Here is a 571-nt window from a genome sequence, read left to right as displayed (position 1 = left end):
ATGTCCCTAACAGTTTTGTCGACGGAACTTTTGCGATTGCGGCCACCAGCTGGTACTGGTTCATGATGATGCTGTCGAAGTCTGACAAGTTGATGTCGAACTGGTCCATCTCTTCTTTCTGACCAAGCACTTTGACTGCATAGTTGTCGCGGTACTTAATCCACATCATCAGACGTTCGGCAAACGACCGCTCATTGGCAATCGCCTTGTCAACGTCGGTCCGAAGCGTGGTTGTACGCTTTGACATCGCCAGCAATGGCGCTTCGTTAGCGGTACGTTCAGCGGCATAGATGCGTTCATAAATCTGCTGAGTCAGAGGAATGCCGCCGTAGATATAAGTCGGCTTAAGAATATCAGCTGGCTCATCGTTGCGCAAGATGATTAGGTGGCTGCGATGATAACGCTGGCCGCTGATCACCCAGTATTCTGGATCATAGAAGTGCTGTGATGCAGGGTCGGCGGTGTTTTCAGACGTCAAGAATGGCATCATCCAATAAGGGTCAACCTGAATAATTCCCATATAAGACCCTTTTGTCACACCATCGATGTTAAAAGGTTTGCTATAATATTC

At 48.2% G+C, this 571-nt stretch carries 1 protein-coding gene; it reads right to left on the bottom strand.

What is annotated here, in order from left to right:
- Positions 1 to 571: anti-CBASS protein Acb1 family protein (locus tag Y887_RS18075; RefSeq protein ID WP_046965671.1), on the bottom strand; the 571-nt coding region annotated here is incomplete at both ends.

Origin of the sequence: Xanthomonas pisi DSM 18956, from assembly GCF_001010415.1 — a bacterium.
Taxonomy (GTDB): Bacteria; Pseudomonadota; Gammaproteobacteria; order Xanthomonadales; family Xanthomonadaceae; genus Xanthomonas; species Xanthomonas pisi.
Note: the sequence above shows the minus strand (reverse complement) of the source record. Positions and strands in the feature narration are given on the sequence as shown.